Annotated in this window: 15 protein-coding genes; 13 read left to right on the forward strand and 2 right to left on the reverse strand. The window is 67.6% G+C overall.

The window, feature by feature from the left end:
* The first annotated feature begins 2 nt into the window (after positions 1 to 2).
* The 8 genes from G1H10_RS10060 (at position 3) to G1H10_RS10095 (ending at position 12502) form a co-directional block, all read left to right on the forward strand.
* The gene (locus G1H10_RS10060) at positions 3 to 941 is read left to right on the forward strand and encodes an ABC transporter permease (RefSeq protein ID WP_216853106.1); all 939 of its coding nucleotides are present in this window, start codon (positions 3 to 5) and stop codon (positions 939 to 941) included.
* Complete coding sequence (locus G1H10_RS10065) at positions 941 to 2698, forward strand: ABC transporter ATP-binding protein (protein WP_163736398.1); 1758 nt, start codon at positions 941 to 943, stop codon at positions 2696 to 2698. The genes G1H10_RS10060 and G1H10_RS10065 overlap by 1 nt, the downstream gene beginning before the upstream one ends.
* 135 nt (positions 2699 to 2833) lie before the next feature.
* Complete coding sequence (locus G1H10_RS10070) at positions 2834 to 4573, forward strand: BCCT family transporter (RefSeq protein ID WP_163736401.1); 1740 nt, start codon at positions 2834 to 2836, stop codon at positions 4571 to 4573.
* A gap of 342 nt (positions 4574 to 4915) precedes the next feature.
* The gene (locus tag G1H10_RS10075) at positions 4916 to 6682 is read left to right on the forward strand and encodes a BCCT family transporter (protein WP_246219397.1); all 1767 of its coding nucleotides are present in this window, start codon (positions 4916 to 4918) and stop codon (positions 6680 to 6682) included.
* Between the two features lie 247 nt (positions 6683 to 6929).
* Complete coding sequence (gene typA, locus G1H10_RS10080) at positions 6930 to 8801, forward strand: translational GTPase TypA (protein ID WP_163737051.1); 1872 nt, start codon at positions 6930 to 6932, stop codon at positions 8799 to 8801.
* A 91-nt stretch (positions 8802 to 8892) separates the two neighbouring features.
* Positions 8893 to 10524 carry a peptide ABC transporter substrate-binding protein gene (locus G1H10_RS10085; RefSeq protein WP_216853107.1) on the forward strand — a complete coding sequence of 544 codons (1632 nt, stop codon included), beginning with the start codon at positions 8893 to 8895 and terminating at the stop codon, positions 10522 to 10524.
* Positions 10525 to 10542: 18 nt separating this feature from the next.
* A complete protein-coding gene (locus G1H10_RS10090; protein WP_163736410.1) occupies positions 10543 to 11463 on the forward strand; it encodes an ABC transporter permease in 921 nt (306 codons plus the stop codon).
* A complete protein-coding gene (locus G1H10_RS10095; protein WP_163736413.1) occupies positions 11456 to 12502 on the forward strand; it encodes an ABC transporter permease in 1047 nt (348 codons plus the stop codon). The genes G1H10_RS10090 and G1H10_RS10095 overlap by 8 nt, the downstream gene beginning before the upstream one ends.
* Positions 12503 to 12741: 239 nt before the next feature.
* On the opposite strand, the gene G1H10_RS10100 is transcribed toward G1H10_RS10095, so the two are convergent.
* Positions 12742 to 14163, reverse strand: coding sequence for a helix-turn-helix domain-containing protein (locus G1H10_RS10100; protein ID WP_163736416.1), 1422 nt, complete (start codon positions 14161 to 14163; stop codon positions 12742 to 12744).
* A 17-nt stretch (positions 14164 to 14180) separates the two neighbouring features.
* Here G1H10_RS10100 and mshB point away from each other — a divergent pair, with 17 nt between their 5' ends.
* The 3 genes from mshB (at position 14181) to G1H10_RS10115 (ending at position 18005) form a co-directional block, all read left to right on the forward strand.
* Complete coding sequence (gene mshB / locus G1H10_RS10105; protein ID WP_163736420.1) at positions 14181 to 15104, forward strand: N-acetyl-1-D-myo-inositol-2-amino-2-deoxy-alpha-D-glucopyranoside deacetylase; 924 nt, start codon at positions 14181 to 14183, stop codon at positions 15102 to 15104.
* 38 nt (positions 15105 to 15142) lie between these two features.
* The gene (locus G1H10_RS10110; protein ID WP_163736422.1) at positions 15143 to 15544 is read left to right on the forward strand and encodes a DUF6113 family protein; all 402 of its coding nucleotides are present in this window, start codon (positions 15143 to 15145) and stop codon (positions 15542 to 15544) included.
* A 415-nt stretch (positions 15545 to 15959) separates the two neighbouring features.
* Complete coding sequence (locus G1H10_RS10115; protein ID WP_163736425.1) at positions 15960 to 18005, forward strand: VanW family protein; 2046 nt, start codon at positions 15960 to 15962, stop codon at positions 18003 to 18005.
* A gap of 56 nt (positions 18006 to 18061) precedes the next feature.
* Here the strand turns inward: G1H10_RS10115 and G1H10_RS34485 are convergent, their stop codons facing one another.
* The gene (locus G1H10_RS34485; RefSeq protein ID WP_216853108.1) at positions 18062 to 19021 is read right to left on the reverse strand and encodes a GNAT family N-acetyltransferase; all 960 of its coding nucleotides are present in this window, start codon (positions 19019 to 19021) and stop codon (positions 18062 to 18064) included.
* Positions 19022 to 19155: 134 nt separating this feature from the next.
* Between G1H10_RS34485 and fdxA the strand changes: the two genes are divergently transcribed.
* Together fdxA and dapC are read left to right on the forward strand one after the other, a co-directional pair.
* Positions 19156 to 19485 (forward strand): ferredoxin, encoded by a 330-nt coding sequence (gene fdxA, locus G1H10_RS10125; RefSeq protein ID WP_163736428.1) that lies wholly within the window; start codon positions 19156 to 19158, stop codon positions 19483 to 19485.
* 39 nt (positions 19486 to 19524) lie between these two features.
* Positions 19525 to 20643: a succinyldiaminopimelate transaminase gene (gene dapC / locus G1H10_RS10130; RefSeq protein ID WP_163736430.1), complete on the forward strand. Its 1119-nt coding sequence runs from the start codon at positions 19525 to 19527 to the stop codon at positions 20641 to 20643.
* The last annotated feature ends 20 nt before the right edge of the window (positions 20644 to 20663 follow it).

Below are 20663 nucleotides of genomic sequence, written 5' to 3' on the forward strand. Positions count from 1 at the left end.
CGGTGGTTCAGATCAATGAGGCGCTGGAGACGGTCAAAGGCGAGGACCGGTCCTACAGCCAGGGACAGCTGATCCGCCGCCGGTTCCTCCGGCACAAGGTGGCGATGTCCGCGCTGATCGTCTTCTTCATCGCGATCGTGTTGGCCTACACCTCGATCGGCTTCGGGCCGATACCCGGGTGGTGGGGCAAGGACTACGCTTCGACGTATCCGAAGGTCGGCAACGGTGAGCCGACCATCTCGCTGACCGAGTTCACCATCGGCGAGCATCCGTTCGGTCAGGACACCATCGGCAAGGACTACTTCGCCCTGGTGATGCGGGGCATGCAGAGATCGCTGATGATCGCGTTCGGGATCGGCATCATCAGCACGATCATCGGCACGATCGTCGGCCTGCTCGCCGGTTACTACCGGGGCTGGGTCGAGGCGGTGCTGATGCGGCTGACCGACTTCGTCATCGTGGTGCCGACGCTGGTGTTCGCGGCGATCCTGTCCCAGATGGCCGGCGGTGTCGTCGGCATGACCCTGGTGCTCCCGCTGGTGCTGTGGACGTCACTGGCTCGACTGGTGCGCGGCGAGGTGTTGTCGCTACGTGAGCGGGAGTTCGTCGTTGCGGCCAGGGTGAGCGGTGCGAGCGATCTGCGGGTGATCGTCCGGCACATCCTGCCCGGTACCGTCGGCGTCATCGTGGTGGCCATCACGCTGGCTATCGGCGCGGCGATTCTGCTGGAGTCGACGCTGACGTTCCTCGGCTTCGGGGTGAGCCCACCGGACACGTCACTGGGGCTGCTGATCTCCGACTATCAGAACGCGTTCACCACCCGGCCGTGGCTGTTCTGGTTCCCCGGCCTGGCGATCCTGACGATCGTGCTGTGCGTGAACTTCATCGGGGACGGGCTGCGGGACGCGTTCGATCCGCGGCAGACAAGGAGCAAGGACTGATGACGATCCCCACCGACGCCACCCCGTCCGGCCTCGGCGGGTCGGAACCGGCCGTGCTGTCCTTCCAGGACCTGGAGGTCCAGTTCGCCACCGACCTCGGTGAGGTCAGGGCGGTCAACGGCATCTCCATGGAGGTGCACCCCGGCGAGGTGCTGGCCGTCGTGGGCGAATCCGGTTCCGGCAAGTCGGTCACGTCGATGACGGCCCTCGGCCTCCTGCCCAAGAACGCCCGGATCGGCGGCGTGGTCCGGGTGACGGAGAAAGACGTACGCCAACTGGACGCCCGGCGGTTGCGGCAGATGCGCGGCAAGGACGTCGCGATGGTGTTCCAGGAGCCGCAGACGGCGCTGAACCCGGTGTTGACCATCGGCGACCAACTGGTCGAGGCTCTCCAGCTGCACGGCGTCGCCTACGGCAACGCGGCCAAACGCCGTGCGGCCGACCTGCTCGCCGCCGTCGGCATCCCGGAGCCCGCGCGCCGGCTCAAACAGTATCCGCACGAGCTCTCCGGCGGTCAGCGGCAGCGCGTCGTCATCGCGATGGCGCTGTCCTGTGATCCGAAGGTGATCATCGCCGACGAGCCGACCACGGCGCTCGACGTCACCGTCCAGGCCGACATCCTGGATCTGCTGCGCTCTCTGAAGGAGAAGCTGAACACCGGCATCCTGCTCATCACGCACAACATGGGCGTGGTGGCGGACATGGCGGACCGGGTGGCGGTGATGTACCAGGGCGACGTGGTCGAGGTCGGCAGCGCCGAGCAGGTCCTGGTCTACCCTCAGCACGAGTACACGCGCCGGCTGCTGGACGCGGTGCCGCGGCTGGGCGCCGGCCGTGCGCAGCTGGGTATCGCGGCGGAGGCGCCGCCGATCATCACCGACGAGGTGCCCGCGCTCGAGGTGAAGAACGCCGTCGTCGAATATCACCGGCTGGGCAAGCCGTCGTTCCGCGCTGCGGAGGACGTCTCGTTCACCGTGCACCAGGGTGAGATCGTCGGCCTGGTGGGAGAGTCGGGCTCGGGGAAGTCGACGATGGCGAAGTGCGCGTTGGGCATACTCCCACCGACCAGCGGAACGGTGGCGGTCTACGGCGAGGACTTCAACCGGCTCAAGCGCAAGGACCGCAAGGCGCTGCAGAAGCGGATCGGCGTGGTGTTCCAGGATCCCGCGGCGTCGCTCAATCCACGGGTGCCGGTCGGCGACATCATCGCCGAGCCGATGGTCATCCACAAGGTGGGAACCAAGACGGAACGGCAACGCCGGGTCTATGAGCTGCTTGAGGCCGTCGAGTTGCCGAGGGCGGCGTTCAACCGGTTCCCGCACGAGCTCTCCGGTGGGCAGCGGCAGCGGGTGAGCATCGCCCGCGCGCTCTCGCTCGATCCGGAACTGCTGGTGGCCGACGAGCCGACGTCCGCGCTCGATGTATCGGTGCAGGCCAGCGTGTTGAAGATGTTCATGACGCTGCAGGCCGAGTTCCGGTTCGCCTGCCTGTTCGTCAGCCATGACCTCGCGGTGATCGACATGCTCGCGCATCACGTCGTGGTGATGGAGAACGGCCGGGTGGTGGAGCAGGGGCTGCGTGAGCAGGTGCTGCACGAACCACGTGAGGAGTACACCAAGCGGCTGCTGGCCGCTGCCCCGGTCCCGAATCCAGAGGAACAGCGGCGCCGTCGTGAGCAGCGACACGCCATGCTGGCCGCGTTCGGCGACAAGGTCGTGGAGATCGGCGACGTGCCGCACGGGCCGGAAGGTCCCTAGACGGCGCACCACCACGCGGCCCGCAGCCGGCGGAGAACCGACCGGGGAAAGATGTGCCGGGTCGGCACGTAAGGGACGGCCCGTTGGGTACCTCCACTCGACAGACGGATGCGTCTATCGAGTGGAGGCGAACTCATGAGTGGGTCGTCCCAGAACGGCGAAACCCGGACCAACAATCAGCGCCATCTCTCAAGTTACGTACCCCGCCTCGGGCCGGGCGGCGTGTCGTTGTGGGTGTTCTACCCATCGATCATCCTGATCGTCGCGGTCTGCGTGCTGACGATGGCCTTTCCCGATCGGGCGGGCGAGTTCTTGAGCACCATCCAGGAGAACGTCGTCGGCACATTCGGCTGGTACTACGTGGTGCTCGTCATCCTGTTCATGATCTTCGCGATCTGGATGGGGGTCAGCCGGTTCGGTGACATCACGCTCGGCAAGGACGGTGAGCCGGCCCAATTCAGCCTGGTGGCGTGGTTCGCGATGCTGTTCGCCGCCGGGATGGGCATCGGCCTCGTCTTCTTCGGCGTAGCAGAGCCGCTGATGCACTACGACTCGCCCCGCCCGGGCGAAGGCGCCGGCCCGGCGGCGGACGAGAACGGCTTCGGCGCGGAGGGCATCGGCTCCGAGGGCGCCGATCTGGCCCAGTACGCCATGGCTCAGACCTTCATCCACTGGGGAATCCACGCGTGGGCGATCTACGTGGTGGTCGGGCTGGCGCTGGCGTATGCGATCCACCGCAAGGGCCGGCCCGTGTCGATCCGGTGGGCGCTGGAACCGTTGCTGGGTGCGGAGCGTGTCCGGGGCTGGCTCGGTGATGTCATCGACACCGCCGCCATCATCGGGACGCTGTTCGGCGTGGCCACGTCGCTCGGGCTCGGCGTCGAGCAGATCGGCGCGGGCCTGGAGTCACTCGGCGCCATCGATGACGCGAACACCGGCGTATCCGTGCTGCTGATCGCCGTGATCACCTCCGTCGCGGTGGTCTCCGTCGTGACCGGCGTGGAGCGCGGCATCAAATGGCTGTCCAACGTGAACCTCGGACTGGCCGGTGCCTTCCTGATCGCCATGCTGCTGCTCGGGCCGACGCTCTTCTTGGTGCGCGAACTGGTCCAGTCGATCGGTGTGTACATCCAGAACCTGGTCCCGCTGACCTTCGATACGAGTGCATACGCCGGTGCGGAGGGCGAAGCGTGGCAGGGGTCGTGGACGACGTTCTACTGGGGCTGGTGGATCTCGTGGGCGCCGTTCGTCGGCGTCTTCATCGCCCGCATCTCCAAGGGCCGCACCATCCGGGAGTTCGTCGCCGGTGTGCTGATCGTGCCGACGCTGGTGACTTTCCTGTGGTTCTCGGTGCTGGGCGGCAGCGCGTTGCATCGGCAGCTCTACGGCGAGGGCGGCCTGGTCAACCGGGACTCGCTGGATCCATTCGAGCGGGTGATCCCGGAGAACGCGTTGTTCGAGCTGCTGTCGGACGTGCGGTTCGGCACAATCTTGAGCGGGGTCGCCATCATCATGGTGACCATCTTCTTCGTCACCTCATCGGATTCCGGCTCGCTGGTGGTCGACATGCTGGCCTCCGGGGGTGAGCAGGAACCGCCGACCTGGAGCCGGGTGATGTTCGCCGTGCTGGAGGGCGCCGTCGCTGCCGGGCTGTTGCTGGCCGGAGGCCTGCAGGCGCTGCGTACCGGCGCCATTCTCACCGCCTTGCCGTTCAGTCTGGTGATGATCGCGATGATGTGGGCCACGTACCGGTCACTGCGCGCAGAGCACCACGTGCGACGCGCCACGCAGGAACGAGAGAGTCGGCAAGAGCTCGAACAGAACGTCCGGCGCAGCGTGACCGACGAGCTCAGCGAGATGACGGATAGACGATAGCCGGCTTCACTGGTAGTCGCCGGCTTGTCGAGCGGCGCCGATATGGCGCGGATATGGCGCTGATATGGTGTCACCGCTCCGGCTACCGCGGGCGCGCGACGGCGCATGGCCGACACGCCACTGGACTCGTGAGCTTGACGATTCACGTTTCTCCCGTAACGGTGGTACGGCACCTGTGGGCGACGTACGGAAGGTGAAGCCATGAGTTCTCCGTCAGAGACACAGCGGTCGCGCCGCTCACCCGAAATATCGCAATATGAGCCCAAAATCGCCCGCGGTGGCGTCACGCCGGGGGTTTTCTATCCGTCACTCATCGTCATCGGTCTCGCCGTCATCGTGGCGATGATCTGGCCGGACGACGTCGGCGAGGCGCTGGGCACCATCCAGGAGAACATCGTCGGCGGGTTCGGCTGGTACTACGTGCTCGTCGTCGCCATCTTCGTGGTCTTCTCGATCTGGATGGGTGTGAGCCGGTTCGGTGACATCAAGCTCGGCAAGGACGACGATCCGCCGGACTTCAGCCTGGTGGCCTGGTTCGCCATGCTGTTTGCCGCGGGCATGGGCATCGGCCTCGTGTTCTGGGGTGCGGCCGAGCCGCTGCGGCACTACGACTCGCCGAAGCCGGGCACCGACGGCGGCGGTGCCATCGGCGGCGCCGACGCGGCGGCCGGAGACGTCGGCAAAGGGCTGGAGGGCATCGGGCCCGACGGGGCCGACCTGGCCGAGCAGGCCATGGCCCAGACGTTCCTGCACTGGGGCTTCCACGCGTGGGGCATCTACGTGGTGGTCGGGCTGGCGCTGGCGTATGCGATCCACCGCAAGGGCCGGCCGGTGTCGATCCGGTGGGCGCTGGAGCCGCTGCTGGGTGCGGAGCGGGTCAAGGGATGGGTCGGTGATGTCATCGACACCGTCGCCGTCGTAGGAACGGTCTTCGGCGTCGCGACGTCGCTCGGATTCGGCGTCAACCAGATCGCGGCCGGCCTGGTCTCGATGGGGCTGATCGACAGCGCGACCGACGGCGTCGCGATCACACTGATCATCGTCATCACCGCCATCGCCACGGTGTCGGTCGTCTCCGGAGTCGGCAAGGGCATCAAGTGGCTGTCCAACGGCAACCTCGCGCTGGCGGCCATCTTCCTCGTGGTGCTGCTGATCGTCGGCCCGTCGCTGTTCTTCCTCCGCGACTTCGTGCAGTCCCTCGGTACATACATGCAGAACGTGCTGCCGATGACGTTCGACACCAGTACCTACACCGAGGACGCCGGCCAGGCATGGCAGGGGTCGTGGACGACGTTCTACTGGGGCTGGTGGATCTCCTGGGCACCGTTCGTCGGCGTCTTCATCGCCCGCATCTCCAAGGGCCGGACCATCCGGGAGTTCGTCGCCGGTGTGCTGATCGTGCCGACCACCGTCACGTTCCTGTGGTTCGCCGTGCTGGGCGGCAGCTCGCTGTACCGGCATCTGTTCGGCGCGGGCGGGCTGGTCGACCGGGTCGACGCGAACGGCGACCAGATCGACGAGGCGAGCGAACGCGTCGTCGCGGAGAACGTGCTCTTCCAGCTCGTCGAAGATCTCCCGCTCGGCGGCATCCTCACCGTCGTCGTGGTGATCCTGGTCGCCGTGTTCTTCATCACGTCATCGGACTCCGGCTCGTTGGTCGTCGACATGCTGGCGTCCGGCGGAAATCCGGAGCCGCCGATGTGGAGCCGGGTCCTGTTCTGTGCGTTGGAGGGCGCGGTCGCCGCAGCGCTGCTGCTGGCCGGTGGCCTCGGTGCGCTGCAGACCGGTGCGGTGATCATGGCGTTGCCGTTCAGCGTGATCATGCTGGCCATGTGTCTGTCCACCTACCGCTCGCTGAAGGCGGAGTACCGGGTGCTGCAGGCGGCCGAGCGGCGGGCCCGCCGGGAGGAGATGCAGCGGCACGTCAGCACGCACGTCACCGGTCAGCTGACGGAGAACTTCGACGACCACTTCGGCGAGCAGGTCGACTCGAGGATCGACAACGCGCTGGTGGAGATCGGCGTCGGTGGCGAGGGCAACGGGAGGCGCGCGTCGTCGTCCGAGATTCCGGACGACGACGACCGGCGACCCACCCCGGAGCCGACCTGAGCGGCCGGTAGCGCGTCCCCGCCGGGCGGGGGCGCCGGGTTGCCGGAGTGACGGCGGAGGGTTTGACCGGCTCAGTCCGGTCAAACCCTCCACTCATGTCTGGACGATCGTCCACACGTTGACGTCGTCTGGAGTTCGGCGTGTGACGCAGCTGAATGCTCGTGCCCGTATCATGGGAAGGTCGGTTCCGCATCACCTGGGGCTCGACCCGACTCCCACCTCACGAAACGAGTACATCCGCATGCCCATGCGCAGACGCGACGACCTCCGGAACGTCGCCATCGTCGCCCACGTCGATCACGGGAAGACCACCCTGGTCGACGCCCTGCTCTGGCAGTCCGGCGTCTTCCGGGCCAACCAGGACGTCGCTGAGCGGGTCATGGACTCGGGCGATCTGGAGCGGGAGAAGGGCATCACGATCCTCGCCAAGAACACGGCGGTCCGGTGGGGTGAGACGACGATCAACATCATCGACACCCCCGGGCACGCGGACTTCGGCGGGGAGGTCGAGCGCGGGCTGTCCATGGTGGACGGCGTGGTATTGCTGGTCGACGCGAGCGAGGGGCCGCTGCCGCAGACCCGGTTCGTGCTGCGTAAGGCGCTGGCGGCGAAGTTGCCGATCGTGCTGGTGGTGAACAAGACCGACCGGCCGGATGCGCGGATCGGTGAGGTCGTGGACGAGACGTACGACCTGTTCCTCGACCTTGTCGAGTCCGACGACGGCGCCGGCGGGGGTTCGCTGGATGCGCTCGACTTTCCGGTGGTGTACGCGTGCGCCGTCGACGGCAAGGCATCACTGGAGCGGCCGGACGACGGGTCCGCGCCGGATTCCGAGGATCTGGCTCCGTTGGTGCAGACCATCCTCGATACCATCCCGCCGCCGGAGTACACCGAAGGTGCCCCGCTGCAGGCGCACGTGACCAACCTGGATGCTTCTCCGTTCCTGGGACGGCTCGCACTGTGCCGGGTGCGTGAGGGCGAGATCATCAAGGGATCGCAGGTGGCCTGGTGCCGTAAGGATGGCAGCATCGAGCCGGTGAAGATCACCGAGCTGCTGATCACACAGGCGCTGGACCGGGTCTCCGCGGACTCCGCCGGCCCCGGTGACATCATCGCGGTCGCGGGTATCCCGGAGATCACCATCGGCGAGACACTGGCGGATCCCGACGATCCGCGGCCGCTGCCGCTGATCACGGTCGATGAGCCGGCGCTGTCGATGAACATCGGCGCGAACACGTCACCGTTGGTCGGTCGGTCCGGCGGCAGCAAGGTCACGGCGCGGCTGGTGAAGGACCGGCTGGACGCCGAGTTGATCGGCAACGTGTCGCTGCGCGTGCTGCCGACCGAACGCCCGGACGCCTGGGAAGTGCAGGGCCGTGGCGAGCTGGCGCTGGCCGTTCTGGTGGAGACGATGCGGCGGGAGGGCTACGAGCTCACGGTCGGTAAGCCGGACGTGGTGACCAAGGAGGTGGACGGCAAGCTACACGAGCCGGTGGAGCGGCTGACCATCGACTGCCCGGAGGAGTTTCTGGGTGCGGTGACCCAACTGCTGGCCGGCCGCAAGGGCCGGATGGAGCAGATGACCAACCACGGTTCCGGCTGGATCCGGATGGAGTTCGTGGTGCCGGCACGCGGGCTGATCGGATTCCGGACCGATTTCCTCACCGAGACCCGGGGCACCGGGCTGGCACACCATGTCTTCGAGCGCTACGAGCCGTGGACCGGCGAGCTGCGCACCCGTCGTACGGGTTCCCTGGTCGCCGACCGCAGTGGGGTGGCGACGTCGTACGCGATGTTCAACCTGCAGGAGCGCGGCACCTTGTTCGTGGAGCCGGGCACGGACGTCTACGAGGGGATGATCGTCGGCGAGAACTCCCGCCCTGACGACATGGACGTCAATATCACCAAAGAGAAGAAGCTCACCAATATCCGTTCGTCTACCGCGGAAGAGCTGGAACGGCTGATTCCGCCGCGAAAGCTGTCCCTCGAGCAGGCGCTGGAGTTCTGCCGGGATGACGAATGTGTAGAGGTCACCCCGTCGGCGGTGCGGCTGCGAAAGGTCACTCTGGACGCGACCGAGCGTGCGCGAGCGGCGGCACGGCGGAAGCATCAGAACTGACCGGACGTCGAAGAATGCCCGAATGGCCCATAGGGGGCCATATTTGTGGAGCATCCACAATCCCGTAATGTGTGCACTTGTGGAGGTGCACGTGAGGCGGTCTGCTCGTGGCGTCGTTCAGGTCGCCTGTGGTGTGGCGCTCATGCTGGCCGCGTGTGGCACGGACGAGCCGACGGGCGGCCGGGCGGACGCGATCACCGTTCGCGGCTGCAAGCCGGAGAACCCGCTGGTGCCGAGTATGACGATGGAGTCGTGCGGTGGCCAGGTCGTTGACCAGCTGTTTTCGAAGCTGGTCCGGTACGACCCGGACACCGCCGAGCCGGAGTACGAGATAGCCGAGTCCATCGAGTCGACGGACAACCAGACCTGGACGGTCACCCTGGAGGACGGCTGGACATTCCACAACGGCGATCCCATCACCGCGCAGAGTTTCGTCGACGCGTGGAACTGGGCCGCCTACGCCCCCAACGGATCGCCGAACTCGCACTTCTTCCGGCGAATCGAGGGTTACCAGGACCTCCAGCCGGAAGGCGAGAACGGATCCGGAGAGCGGGCGATCACGCCGGACATGGTGGCGAGTACGGAAATGTCCGGCCTGCGGATTGTTGATGAACTGACGTTTACCGTGACTCTTTCTCAGCCGGAGGCGTCATTTCCGAAACGTGTGGGATATGCGGCGTTTGCGCCATTGCCCGATGAATTCTACGAGGATCCGGAGAGATTTGGAGAGAATCCGATAGGCTCGGGCCCGTTCGAGTTCGTCGAGTGGATAAGGAATTCCGAGATCAAGCTCCGCAGATATGACGGCTATCAGGGCGACACCGAACCGCAGATCGACGAGGTGACGTTCCGGATCTACCAGGATGAAGGTGCCGCCTATAGCGATCTGCAGGCCGACAACCTTGATCTGGTACCGCAGCTGCCGACGTCGGCGCTCGCCGACGACGCCTACCGGGACGATCTGGGGGAGCGCTACGTCGAGAAGGAAGCACTGGCGGTCAGCACGATCTCGTTTCCGCCGGAGTCGGTCGATGACTCCTATGCTGACCCGCGGCTACGGCAGGCGATATCGATGGCGATCGACCGGGAGACGATCACCGAGTCGATATTCCACGGAAGCCGCGAACCGGCCACCGGGTGGGTGGCGCCCGGCGTGGCGGGATACGAGCCCGGAGTGTGCGGTGACAACTGCACCTATGATCCCGAGCGAGCCCGTGAGCTGTTCGATGAGGCGGGCGGTTACGACGGTACGATGACCCTGTCCTACAACAGTGACGGGGACAACAAGCCGTGGGTGGACGCCGTCTGCAACAGCATCAAGAACACGCTGGGTGTTGACTGCGTGGGTGTGCCGGTCGCCGACTTCAGTACGTTTCGGTCGCAGATCAACAACCGCGAGATGACCGGGATGTTTCGCAACCTGTGGCAGGCGGACTACCCGAGCATCGAAAGCTTCCTGGCCGAGGTCTACGTGACCGGAGCGTCCGGGAACGATACCGGATACAGCAACCCGGAGTTCGATGAGCTGATCAAGGACGCCGCATCACTGCCGGAGGAGCAGGCGATGGCCGCGTACCATGAGGCCGAGTCGCTGCTCGTGGACGACATGCCGTCGGTGCCGCTGTGGTACACCACGACCATCGCCGGTTACTCCACCAAGGTGGACAACGTCAAGATCACACCGTTCCAGACGATCGACCTGCTCAGCGTGGTCATCAAATAGACGCGGACGGGGTTCACGATGGGCCGGTATGTGCTGCGGCGGGTCCTGCACATGGTGCCGGTGTTGCTCGGCACCACCTTCGCCATCTACGCGATGATGTGGTGGCTTCCGGCCGATCCGCTCGCCGGACGGTGCGGCGGGAGAGTGTGTCCGGACAGTTATGTCGCGCGGATGACCGAGGCGTATCACCTCGATGATCCGTTGCCGGTCCAGTACGCGAGGTACATGCTCGACCTGGTGACCGGTGACTTCGGCACGACCTTCTCCGGTGCTCCGGTCGCCGACGAGCTCCTGCAACGGTTCCCGGTGACGCTGCAACTGGCCGGGTTGGCCGTCGTCGTCGAGATCGTCATCGGCATCATCGCCGGGGTACTGGCCGGACGGCGGCCGGGTGGCTTCGTCGACAACCTGGTGCTGGTGAGCACGCTGGCGGTGCTGGCCGTGCCGGTGTTCGTGCTGGCGCTGACGGCACAGTCGGTGTTCGGCGTGCAGCTCGGCTGGTTCCCGGTCACGTCCGACGGCGGGTTCGGGTCGTTGATCCTGCCGGCCGTCGTGCTGGGCGCGGTGCCGTTGGCATTCGTCGCCCGGATGATGCGCGCGACCCTGATCGAGAATCTCACCGCCGACCACGTCCGCACCGCGCTCGCGAAGGGGGCCTCGGAACGCCGGGCCGTGCTGGTGCACGGGGTGCGCAACTCCCTGATCCCGGTGGCGACGCTGGCGGCGGCGGACTTCGGAGCGCTGGTGGCGGGCTCCGTCGTCGTGGAGACGGTGTTCAATATCGACGGCGTCGGCGGTCTGCTGGTGCGCAGCGTGCGCGACGGTGAGATCGGGATCGTGACGACCGCGGTGACCCTGCTGGTCTTGCTCTTCCTTGCGGTGAACCTGATGGCCGACATGCTCTATCCGATTCTCGACCCGAGGATCCGTCATGCGTAGCCCGGAATCGATGCGCTCGCGGCGCTCCGGCGCCGGTGGCGGAGAGGCGCTGCAGGTACCGGCGCGGGGCCGGGCCGGGCTGCGGATCCGGCGCGGGCTGTGGGGCCCGGGCGGGACGGGCGACCGGGGCGGGGCAGGTGACCGGGGCGGGGCAGGTGACCGGGGCGGGGCGCGGGTGTGGATGCGGCTGCGCAGACGCCCGGCGTTCTGGATCGGGTGCGGGTTGCTCGTCCTGCTGGTCCTGGTCGCGATCGTTCCGGGACTGTTCACCGGGCGGGATCCGGCCTACTGTGACCTCGCACTCTCCCGGCGCGGTCCCGGGGACGACGCCGTCTTCGGGTACAACCTGCAGGGGTGCGACGTCTATGCGCGCACGATCTACGGAGCGCGTGCCTCTGTCCTGGTCGGCGTCTTCGCCACGGCGGCCGTCGTCGTCATCGGCGGCCTGATCGGAACGGCGGCCGGCTACGCAGGAGGCCGGCTCGACTCCGTGCTCTCCCGGTTGACCGACGTGTTCTTCGGGATCCCGCTGCTGCTCGGCGCCCTGGTGGCGTTGGTGGCCTTTCCGTCCGACGAGTCCACCCCGGGCTGGCAGACGACCGCCAAGGTGGTGCTGGCGCTGGGCATACTCGGGTGGACCACGGTGGCCCGGATCGCGCGTGCGGCGGCGATCCAGGTGCGGCACATCGACTATGTGGTGGTGGCGCAGGCTATGGGCGGCGGCCACCTGCAGGTGATCCGCCGGCATGTGCTGCCCAGCGTTCTTCCGCCCGTGCTGGCGTGGTCGACGATGGCCGTCGGCGGGTTCATCGCCGTGGAGGCGACGCTGTCCTTCATCGGCATCGGGCTGCAGCCGCCGGTGATCTCGTGGGGTGTGGAGATCAGCGAGGCTCAGGCGTACCTGCGGCAGTCACCGCATATGTTGATCGTTCCGAGCGCGGCGCTGTCCCTCACGGTGTTCGCGTTCATGACCCTCGGCGAAACTCTCCGCGCCGCGCTCGACCCCCGCACGCCCCACCTAAATGATCATGTGAAGTAGGTTTTCTCGTGCTTCAACAGGTCTGCAGACATGGTAGTGCTGGAGAAAACCCACTTCACATGATCATTTGGAGGTGGAACGTGGCGTGCTGAAGAAAAGGGGGGCTTTAAGCTTCAGCACGCCACGGGTCTGTGGGTAGACGCGACCGGACGGGCCGATGGGGCGTGACATTGGTCTGGCCCGTCCGGCCCGGTGTCAACGACGTTAGCGCACGCACCGTTGCATCCACGTTGCGAACGTCACGGCCGGCCCCGCAGCGAGCTGTCCAGCGCATCGAGCGCGGCGCCGACCTCTTCGCGTCGCCGCGAACCGTACGGGAGACGGGCGAGGCAGGCCTGCCACAGCTCGGCGTCGTCCTGCCCGGCCGGCGACCGGGCGAAGCGCAGCAGGACGTCCGCACGCGCGTGCCGGAGCAGCGACGTACGCAGCCAGCTGTGCAACTGCCGCCGGTAGGTGATCACGCCGGGTGCGTCCGACCGAGGAAGCACCGGCGCCCGGTACAGGTCGACGGCCCGCCGGTGGGCGCCGCGCTGCAGGCAGTCGGCCACCTCGGCCGCGTCGGTGCGCAGCGCCACCCGCAACCGGTATGGGCGTCCCGGGGTCAGCAGCTGTGGCCACGCCTTGCGCAGCCGGGACAACTCGGCGCGGACGGTGACCTCGGCCGCGTCGTGCTCGTACATCAGCTCGGCGAGTTCCGCGGCGGTGAGGCCGTCGGGGTTGAGCGTCAGCAGCATCAGGAGCTCGGTGTGCCTCAGACTGAGCTCGGCGACACGGCCGGAGAAGGTGAGCTCGCCGCGATCGCGACCCAGGACGCGGAGCGAGGCCGCATCGGGAGGGGCGAGCTGGGTGGGCACATGCAGACGGAGCTCGGCTTCGACGGCGGCCACCGCGGAGCGGATGAGCAGCGCGGATTGCGGCGACGCCACGTCGTCGCGGCCGGCGATGGCGAGTGTGCCGTGGACACGTCCGCTGTGCGGGTCACGGATCGGCGCGGCTGTACAGCTCCACGGGTGGACCGCTTTGGCGAAGTGCTCGCTGCCGAAGATCTGGACCAGCTCGCCGACGACCAGCGCGGTGCCGACCGCGTTGGTGCCGGCGGCGCTCTCGCTCCATACCGCCCCATGGGCGATGTGGATCCGCTCCGCGCCTCGGAGTAGCGACTGATCACCGTCGGCCCACAGCAGCCTGGCCTCGGCATCGGTGACCGCCACGATCACTCCGGCTTCCGATGCGTCACGGACGAGCAGGTCCTGCACGACCGGCATGACATGGCGCAGGGGATTGGCCTCCCGGGCCTCAGTGAGGGCGTCGTCGGTGAGCACGATCGGCGGACCGGCCGCATCGGGGTTCACCTCGAGCCGGTGCGAGCGTTCCCACGACTCGAGGACGACGGGCCGGACGGATTCGGGCGGCTTCCCTAGATTCCCCCGGCCGACGAACCGCTCATGCGCCTCTGCTGTGTGCCGCCATCGCTGCGCCGCGTCGATGCCGAGCGGCAAGGCAAGCGATGGCGTGGAGCGCCCCCACGCTCGGTCCAGAAGATCCCCCCGTTCCGTGTCCCCGGCGCCCAGAATCTTGTGCCGTGTCCGCGGTCGTTTCGCTCCAGTGTAGACGGTGCGTGCGGATCCGCTGTGGTGCGCGGGTGCCGCTGTCGGTGTCACTGACTATCGTTGCGGTCATGGTCGACATCAACTCTCAGCGCCGGATGCTGCTGGTGCACGCGCATCCCGACGACGAGACCATCGGCACCGGGGCCACGATGGCCCGTTACGTGGACGAGGGCGCACACGTGACCTTGGTCACATGCACCCAAGGAGAGCAGGGTGAGATCTTGGTGCCAGAGCTGGCGCATCTCGCTCCAGAGCGAGATGACGCGCTCGGTGAGCACCGTGCCAAGGAGCTGGCGGCGGCGATGGCTGAGCTGGGTGTGACCGACTACCGCTTCTTAGGCGGGCCGGGACGCTACCGGGATTCGGGCATGGTCTGGGGTGATGAGGGGCGTCGGGCAGTGGCACCGGAGTCGGTGCGGCCGGACAGCTTCTGGGCCGCGGATCTGCTGCGGGCGGCGGACCACCTGGTCGAGGTCATCCGAGAGGTGCGTCCGCATGTGATGGTCACGTACGACGAGAACGGCGGGTACGGCCATCCGGACCACATACAGGCGCATCGCGTGGCGATGTATGCGCTGCTCCTCGCCGGGGTCGACAGCTATCGGCGAGACCTGGGCGAGGCCTGGCCGGTGCCGAAGGTGTACTGGACCGCCATGCCGCGCAGCGTCATCCAGCAGAGCATCGAGATGTACAAGGACCATCCGGACAGCCCGTTCGGTGAGGCCAAGTCCGCCGACGATTTCGGTTTCGTGGTCGACGACGCGGACGTCACCGCCGTCGTGGACGGATCCTCCTGGCTGGGACGCAAGGCGGCGGCGATGCGTGCACACCGGACCCAGATCGACGTCGACGGCCCCTTCTTCGCCCTCTCCGACAACATGGGGCAGGAGATCTGGGGTAAGGAGCACTTCCGGCTGGTGCACGGCACGCCAGGCGATGTGGACCCGGAGACCGGTTGGGAGACCGACCTGTTCGCCGGCCTCGAACCTTGACGACTCAGGGCCTGCTGAGCACTCTCCTGCGAGGTGCGATGCTGCTCGCTCTGGCCGGGATAGCCGTGGTCACCGCGGTGGCGGGCGCGTTCGTCCACCGGTGGTCGGCGGGGATCGGGCTTTTCCTGGCCATCGGAGCGGCGGTCGGCGTATGCGTGCTCTCGCGCAGGGTCGCGCGTTCCCGGCTGGGAATCGGAGTGGTGGGGCTGTCTTGGCTGGTGCCTGTGTTGATTCTGGCGCAGCAGCGGCCGGCCGGCGACGTCGTCATCGCCTCCGACGCGACAGGGCTCGTGTTCCTGTTCGGCGGTGCGATCGGTGTCGCCGTGACGCTCGGCATGGGAGCGAACAGAGCGCCCGTCGCTGAGATGGAGACACGCGGAAAGGCAGAGCATGGATCAAGATCGAGTAACGGCGTCATAAAGGGGGACGATTCGCCATAGCTCGAGTAAGATGCGCTCGGCAGACTGTCGTGTCTGTTCTTCACATGGATATGTCGCGTGTTAGGTATGCCCAAAGGTGACCGACAAACAAACCAATGCGAGCGGCTCGCCTGCGCACGCGGACGGCGCCAGTCGTCCGGCAGGTGCTGTCTCCTCTGATGATGCAGATGCGTTGACCGATGCCGAGGCCGCCGCGTCAGCCGGGTCGTCGTCCGACGACGCGGCTAACGAGGCCTCCCCGGCTGACGGTCCTCCGCCGGCCGAGCCCTCCGCAGCCGACGGTCCTGGCGGTGAGACCCCCGCGACCGACCGTCCATCCGGTGACGCTCAGCCGCCACAACCTCCTCCCGCCGGGGCTTCGTCCGCCGGGGTCTCGTCCGCCGGGGCTTGGTCGGCTGGAGCTTCGAATTCTGGGGTGTCGAACGGAGACGTTCCGCCGCCCAACGGCCGGCCGGCTGCGAACACCGCCACCGGTGCGCCGACTGCAGGCGCCCCGACGGCCGGTTCGCTGGGCGACGCCGTCAGACCACGCAGCGCGTCGTTTCCACCACCGGTGGCCCCACCACCGGCCGCCCAGCCGCCGGCTCCAGGCGCGAACGCGCCGAGTCAGCACCCCGAGCCGGCGACCCAGGAGATCGCGGTGCCGGTCCTCGATCCGTCCGGTGGAGACACCTCGGACGGCGGGTCCGGCGCGGGCGACGACGAGTCGGACCGGCCCCGCCGCCGAGGCCGGACGGTGGCGATCGTCGCGGGCGTCGTCATCGCGGTACTGGTTGTGGCGTACGGCGTCATTTACCTCATGTTCGGTGGAAAACTGGCGCAGAATGCCACGGTCGCCGGGATCGACGTCGGCGGCCTCACGCCGGCTGAGGCCGAGGCCAAGCTGGAAGCCGAGCTGCCCGCCGTCGTCGATGATCCCATCCGTGTGCAGTTGGGGGAGACCGAGAGCGCGTACGACGTGGTGCCGTCCGAGGCCGGCATGCAGATCGACGTGCCCGCCACGGTAGGTGCGGTGCCGGGCGGCAGCGCGAATCCGATCTCGCTGATGCAGGCTTTGTTCGGCGGCGACGAGGTGGAGCCGCGGCCGGTGATCGACACCGACCGGTTGCGCAGCACACTGGAAGGCATCGCCGAGCAATCGAACACCGAGCCGGTGAACGGGTCGGTCGCGTTCGACGGAGGCGAGGTGGTGACCAGCGAGCCGCAGATCGGGACGGAGCTGGACGTGGACGGCGCGATGGAGGTGCTGTCCGGCGCCTTCTACGGCAGCGACGCGCGGGATATGCCGATCGGCGAGCTGACCGTTCCGGTCGACGAGGTGCAGCCGAACGTGACCGGAGACAAGGTCGAGGCAGCGGTGGACGAGTTCGCCGCGCCGGCCATGTCCGCCCCGGTCACGGTGGTCGCGGGTGATGAGAGCGTCCAACTGTCGCCTGAGCTGATCGGCCAGACGCTGAAGCTGACCGCGAATGAGAACGGCGACCTGCAGCCCGAGCTGAACGGCGACAAGCTGGTCGAGCTGGCCTCGGACGAACTCGAGGAGCTGGGTCAGGAAGGCAAGGACGCATCGATCACGATCCAGAACGGCGAACCGGTCGTCGTGCCGGCCGAGGCCGGGAAGGGGATCGAGAAGGGCTCGCTCGGTGACGCGGTCTTGCTGGCGCTGACCGAGGAGGGCGACAGCCGCCGTGCGGAGGTCGAACTGGTAGACGTCGAACCGGAACTGACCACCGAGGCCGCGGAGGAACTCGGCGTCAAGGAAGTCGTCTCGGAGTTCACGACGTACTTCCCGCCGGCGGAGTACCGGGACGTCAACATCGGCCGGGCCGCCGAGCTGATCGACAACACATTCCTCGAACCGGGAGATGAGTTCAGCCTCAACGGCATCGTCGGTGAGCGCACCGAGGCCAACGGCTTCACCTCCGGGACCATCATCAACGGTGGGCGTCTGGAGGATGCCATGGGCGGCGGCGTCTCGCAGGTTGCGACGACGACGTTCCACGCGGCGTTCCAGGCCGGCCTGGACGACGTCGAGCACTGGCCGCATTCCATCTACTTCGACCGGTACCCGATCGCGCAGGAGGCGACGGTGGCCTGGGGCGCGAAGGACATGCGATTCGCGAACGACACGCCGTACGGTGTGCTCGTGGACACGGAGTTCACCCCGAGTGCCGGCCGTGACCAGGGTGTCCTCACGGTCCGGATCTGGAGCACCGAGCATTACAAGGTGGAGACGTCGGTCTCCGAGCGCGGCAATTTCACGTCGCCGCAGACGATCTACGACAACGGTCCCAACTGCGCCGCGCAGTCCGGGAGCCAGGGATTCGACATCACGTCCTACCGCAAGGTGTGGACGCTCGACGGCGAACTGGTCAAGGACGAGGCCGACCCCTGGACCTACAACCCGAACCACCAGGTGATCTGCGGGCCGGACCCGGACGAGGGCGGCGGCGACGACTGACCTCGCCCGTGATCATCGATGGTGAGACCGGTCATCACCGGTTCAACGGTCGATGATCATGGCGAGCGGTAGTGGTAACTGTGGTGGTCGGCGAAGCCGAGCTTCCGGTATGCGGCCTGGGCAGCCGTGTTGGTCTCCTCGACCTGGAGGTAGGCGTGGGTGGCCGCGAGCCGGGCCGCCCACGCCGCCAGGCCGGCCACCACGTGGCTGCCGAGGCCGCGTCGCCGCGCCGTCGGCGCCACCTCCACCGCTGTGACGCCCAGCCAACGACGGCCGCTGGGGGCGTCGGTGACGGCGCCTCGTGCGATGGCGACGCGCTGCCCCGCGTCATCCACGGACGCGAAGCCGACCTGGTCCGCGTTGGTCAGGACATGGATCGCGTGCTCGGGAAGCTCGTCGCCGCGGTAGTGGTAGCAGCCCAGCCACGCGTCGTCCGGCCGATCGTCGATGCGCACGGCCGGCAGGTCATCCCGGGCGCCCGCCCGCACGTCATCGACATCCGCGGTGAGCACCAGCACGTCTTCGCTTCGTGACCATCCCCGGGCGTCCAACGCGGGCCCCAGGGCCAGCTCGAGCGGGCCGGGGACCTGGAAGCACGGAGGCAATCCGCGCTCGGCGTACCAGTCGCGCACCGCGGCGATGGCGTCGTCGAGGGCCATCCCGGGATCGTCGAGGGGCATACAGGAGTTGGCCCGGCGGGTGAAGCCGTCCGCCGCCCTGAGCAGCCAGCCCCCGATCCGGTCGGTCTGCAGCGCCCGCCAGCCGCGCGCCGCTGCGGCCTCCAGATCGCGTACCGCACGCCTGGTCACCGGTTGGGCGGGAATCGCCTTGATCGCCATGACGTCGCCCTCGGCCACCACCACGATCTCGCCCTCTGGGCGTGACGACCGGCCGGAACCGCTGGTGCGACGCAGCTGCAGCCGGCCGCCGGACCAGGATTCGAGAGTGCCCAGCACATCCGTCGCGGACTGCTCGGCGTCGTGCAATCGGTGCCGGACGACGACACGGCGGCCCACAAGCCGATCCCGTGCACCGCCAGAGGGAAGGTGTCTCATAGGCTGACCTCTGTTGCAAAGCGGAGTGGGTGCACCGCGATACTAGGTGGTGCAAGGCGCTCAACGGCGCCACGACCCGTCTGGAGGAGACCGTCGTGACATACGTCATCGCGCAGCCGTGCGTGGATCTCAAGGATCTGGCTTGCGTCGAGGAATGCCCGGTTGACTGCATCTATGAAGGGGAACGGATGCTCTACATCCACCCCGACGAGTGTGTCGACTGTGGTGCGTGTGAGCCGGTCTGCCCGGTGGAAGCGATCTTCTACGAAGACGACCTTCCCGAGCAGTGGAAGGACTACTACCAGGCGAACGTCGAGTTCTTCGATGACCTCGGCTCGCCCGGTGGAGCCGCAAAGCTCGGCGCGATCGACAAGGACCACTCACTGATCGCAGCGCTGCCGCCACAGGACACCGGGGAGCACTGACCGGCCCACGCGAGGTGAGCGCTAAGAGCGTGACGATCCATGGGTGATGTCGCCGGAACGGCCGGTCCGCTGAACCTGCCGGCGTTCCCGTGGGATTCGCTGGTGCCGTACCGGGAACGGGCGCATGCCCACCCGGACGGCCTGGTGGACCTCTCGGTGGGGACGCCGGTGGACCCGACGCCGCAGGTAGCCCGTGAGGCGTTGGCGGCTGCGGCTGATGCTCCCGGCTATCCGACGACGCAGGGGACGGCTGCGGTACGTGCGGCCGCTGCGGGCTGGCTGCGGCGACGGTTCGGCATCGGCACGGTGGACCCGGACGGCGGCGTGTTGCCGAGCATCGGCTCGAAGGAGCTGGTGGCCTGGCTGCCGACGCTGCTGGGGCTGGGTGCCGGCGACGTGGTCGTCCACCCCGAGCTGGCGTATCCGACCTATGACATCGGTGCGCGACTGGCTGGTGCGCGGCCGGTGGCGGCCGACTCGTCGGTGGCGCTGGGACCGGAGCGGCCGGCGTTGGTCTGGCTGAACTCTCCGGCCAATCCGCACGGTGCGGTGCTGCCCGCCGAACACCTGGCGAAGATGGTGGCGTGGGCACGGGAACGTGGCGCGATCGTCGCCGCGGACGAGTGTTATCTGGAGTTCTGCTGGGAAGCCGAGCCGGTGTCGGTGCTGGACCCCGCGGTGAACGGCGGCTCGTTGGACGGCATCCTGGCCGTCCATTCGTTGTCCAAGCGCTCCAATCTCGCCGGCTACCGCGCCGGGTTCGTCGCCGGAGACCCAGTACTGCTGGACAAGCTGCTGCAGGTTCGCCGGCACGCCGGAATGATGATGCCGGCACCGGTGCAGGCGGCGATGGCGGCCGCTCTCGACGACGACCGGCACGTCGACGAGCAGCGGGAGCGATACCTGCGCCGACGGACGACGCTGCACGCCGCTCTGACGTCGGCCGGTTTCCGGATCGACCACTCCGCAGGTTCCCTCTATCTCTGGGCGAGCCGGGACGAGCCATGCTGGGACACCGTCGGTTGGCTTGCCGATCGGGGCATACTGGTGGCGCCCGGCGAGTACTACGGTCCGCCCGGCCGATCCCACGTACGAGTGGCGCTGACCGCCACGGACGATCAGATCACCGCCGCCGCGGAGCGTCTGCGCGGCGTGTGATCGACATCTCCGGCTAGGAC

The sequence above is a fragment of the Phytoactinopolyspora halotolerans genome (assembly GCF_010550675.1).
Lineage (GTDB): Bacteria > Actinomycetota > Actinomycetes > Jiangellales > Jiangellaceae > Phytoactinopolyspora > Phytoactinopolyspora halotolerans.